This window comes from Oscillibacter sp. CU971, assembly GCF_905219725.1.
Taxonomy (GTDB): Bacteria; Bacillota; Clostridia; order Oscillospirales; family Oscillospiraceae; genus Oscillibacter.
On record NZ_CAJMXG010000290.1, the window covers coordinates 1 to 3113 of the forward strand.

At 53.0% G+C, this 3113-nt stretch carries 4 protein-coding genes; 2 read left to right on the forward strand and 2 right to left on the reverse strand.

Going from position 1 to position 3113, the window contains the following annotated elements; genetic code table 11:
• Positions 1-192, forward strand: a 192-nt coding sequence (locus JX325_RS14230) for a hypothetical protein (RefSeq protein WP_204791747.1), incomplete at its 5' end; no start/stop codon positions are given.
• Positions 193-211: 19 nt separating this feature from the next.
• Here JX325_RS14230 and JX325_RS14235 read toward each other — a convergent pair.
• Positions 212-1426, reverse strand: coding sequence for a MalY/PatB family protein (locus tag JX325_RS14235; RefSeq protein WP_204791748.1), 1215 nt, complete (start codon positions 1424-1426; stop codon positions 212-214).
• Between the two features lie 12 nt (positions 1427-1438).
• A complete protein-coding gene (locus JX325_RS14240; RefSeq protein ID WP_204791749.1) occupies positions 1439-2578 on the reverse strand; it encodes an amino acid permease in 1140 nt (379 codons plus the stop codon).
• Between the two features lie 199 nt (positions 2579-2777).
• Here JX325_RS14240 and JX325_RS14245 point away from each other — a divergent pair, with 199 nt between their 5' ends.
• The gene (locus tag JX325_RS14245; RefSeq protein ID WP_204791750.1) at positions 2778-3053 is read left to right on the forward strand and encodes a hypothetical protein; all 276 of its coding nucleotides are present in this window, start codon (positions 2778-2780) and stop codon (positions 3051-3053) included.
• Positions 3054-3113: the final 60 nt, after the last annotated feature.

Consider the following 3113-nt stretch of genomic DNA (forward strand, 5'->3'; position numbering starts at 1 on the left):
TTAATATACTCTGCAAAAGGCCCCGAAATTGCAGTACAAAAATGGAGGCTCCCACAGAAACATGGGAGCCTCCAGAATGCTTTATTTGACGGCAATCGCTTCAATTCCACACAAGACGCTTTTCTCGGGCTATTTCTACGGCCCGGAGAGAGACAAGCCGCAGCAATGGGCCAAGTGGAAACCGCTGTGTGATGTGAGCGATTCTCCCCTCTCAAACCCGGAAAACGTGTTTGTCCAGCCGGTCAAACGCCTCTTGGACACGAGAGAAGGGTGACGCCAAATTCATGCGGATATGGCAGGGGCCCTGGAACCGGCGGCCATCCTGCCAGCCTACGCCTACATCCCAGCCCGCCTTGACCAATTCATCCAGGCTTTTTCCGTGCTTGCCGCACCATTCCGTGCAGTCCAGGAAGATCATATAGGTGCCCTGGGGCATAGCGGCAGTCACGCCGTCGTAGTGGTCCCGGATGTGCTCATAGGCGTACTTGCAGTTGCCCTCCAGGACCTGGAGCAGCTCGTTCGTCCACTCCGCGCCCGCCTCGGAATAGGCCCCCAAGAGGGCGTGCATGGACAGGACGTTCATCTCGTTATAGTGGGTGGCATAACCGCAGCTCCCCACCCGGTCCCGGAGATACTTGTTGTAAATCACATGATAGCTTCCAATCAGGCCCGCCAGATTGAATGTTTTAGAGGGCGCGTAAATGGCAACCGTATGCTCTTTGGCCCAGTCATTGACCATCAGGGTGGGAATATGCTGGTGGCCGGTATAGGTCACGTCCGCCCAGATTTCATCGGAGATTACATAGCACTCGTTGGCGGCGTAGACCTCCATGGCCTTTTCCAGCTCCCAGCGCTCCCAGACCCGGCCCGCCGGATTGTGGGGGGAACAGAAAATGGCTAAGTGGATGTTGTGCGCTTTCAGCTTGGCGTCCATGTCCTCATAGTCCATGTGCCAGATTCCATTTTCGTCCAGCTTAAGGGGGCTGTATACGGAGGTTCGGCCCAAACCCTCCACGTCTCCGGCAAAGCCCACGTAGACCGGGGAATGGATCAGAATCTTGTCTCCGGGGGCGGAGAGGGTTTCCACCGCGCTGGTGACACAGCCGTGGACGCCGTTCTCATAACCGATATACTCCCGTTTCAGGCCCTGGTAGCTGTTGCGTTTGGTTTGCCAGCGGATGATAGCGTCGAAGTAGGCGTCGGAAGGGAAAAAGTAGCCGAACAGCGGGTGCTTGGTCCGTTCAATAATCGCGTCCGTGACGGCGGGGCTGGTAGCGAAGTTCATGTCGGCTACCCACATGGGGATAGCGTCGAAGCCCTCCTGAGGGGCGTCGGGCTCGTTGCCCCAGACTTTACGCCCGATGTTGTCCACAGCCAAGGCGTCCTTACCCCGGCGGTCGATGATAGATGTAAAATCGTATTTCATGATGGAGCCTCCTTAAGTTTCATCAGAATAGGCTAAAGCATCCTGAATGGTAGCCTGACGTACTTTTTCCAGTTCTTCCGCTTTGACAGCGCCCTGTTTCAGCCTGAGTATGGACAGGGCCACCAGAGCTGTGACGATTACTGCACAAATGATAGCGTCTTTTCCGGACAAATTGATAAAGAGATTGTAAATAATGATGACATTGCAGATTCCTCCGGCCACACAGCAAACGTGCCAGAGCCATACGGGCATCCTGATGGAACGCTTCTCCCACTGCTCCGGGTACTTCTTCGGCAGGGTGACGCACCGCAGATTCATGTACAGGTTCATCAGCATGGTGGGAATCATGATGTCCGAGACGATTACGTCGATGCTCATTCCTGTCACAATGGGGAACGCGCTGACCACGTACAGGACGATATAGCTCACATAGGGGTATCCCGCACTGGTCTGTTTCTTGAAGACAGCGGGAAGCCAGCCGTCTTCGGCCACCTGGAGCATGGGATACCGGAAAATGGTGATGGTCCCCAGGAGGGTGGAACCGATAGCGCATACGCCGCCGCCAACGAGGAAGAACATGTAGGGTCCGGCAGGCATGATTTGTTCCGCAGTAACACTCAGGTTTGCTCCGGCCACTTGCTCATAAGGTAATACGCCAGCGGCCACATAAGCCATTAAAGCATAGATTATAGCCAGAATCAACGTGACAAGGAGCATCTGTGCGTTGTGGATTTCGCAGATATTTCCGAGCAGCTTGATAATGCGGGGCTGGATCAGTCCCTGATGCCCAAGATCAAGATTGAGTTCCGAGGAATCGCTGCGGATATAGCGCCGGGACATGTTTGCGTGCCGTCCACGAAAATAAGCGGTGTTGATTAGATCAACATATCGGTGCGCTTTTAAGGGCCAGAGGATGTTCATGTCAATTTCTTTTTGCACAGACTGGATAAAGCGAGCTGCATCACGAATCTCCCGGTCTTTATTGGAGTATAGAGCGGTCAAAAATTGCTGGAAGTCCGGTTGTTCCCAAACATGTTCAATTTCTGACCACTGGACGACCATACCCAAATCGTGGGCATAGGCCGCATGCAATAGCAACCACGTGTCCGTAGGAGAGAGATTTTGAACCCTGTCTCCTAACAGCATTTCCATTTTTGACAAAACCGCCTCAGCGTGGCTGGCATCGTGCATGCTGAAATAGGGATAACGGGTCAGGGTACTCTTTAGTATGTTGGAGCAAGCGAGTTTGTGGTAGTTCGGGCAGCTACGGAAGAGACCCGTGCTTTACAGGGAGACAAGACAAGCTCTGGGAGCGGAAGTTGCGCCGCTGCAAAGGATGGAGGAAACTGATATGAAGATGGTTTTGCAGAGCATTATCAGTGTAAATTTCTTTTATATGTGGATTCGCGTTGCTACGCCAATTTTGCTGCCTGCATTGGGTGCAACAGTTTGCTCCTGCGCGGGTGTTGTCAATTTGGGCCTTGAGGGAATTATGCTGATGTCCGCTCTGGCGGACGCACTGGTAAGTTCCATTTCAGGCGGACTATTTGGAGGAATCCTGATCAGAGTAGGGACAGCGGTCATTGTTAGTCTGATTTTTGCCTATTTTCATTTAAGGAAGCACTGATTAAAGCAGGTAAAAGCCAGGCAAACAGACGAAGGTAATGGAAACGACCAATAAAGGGCC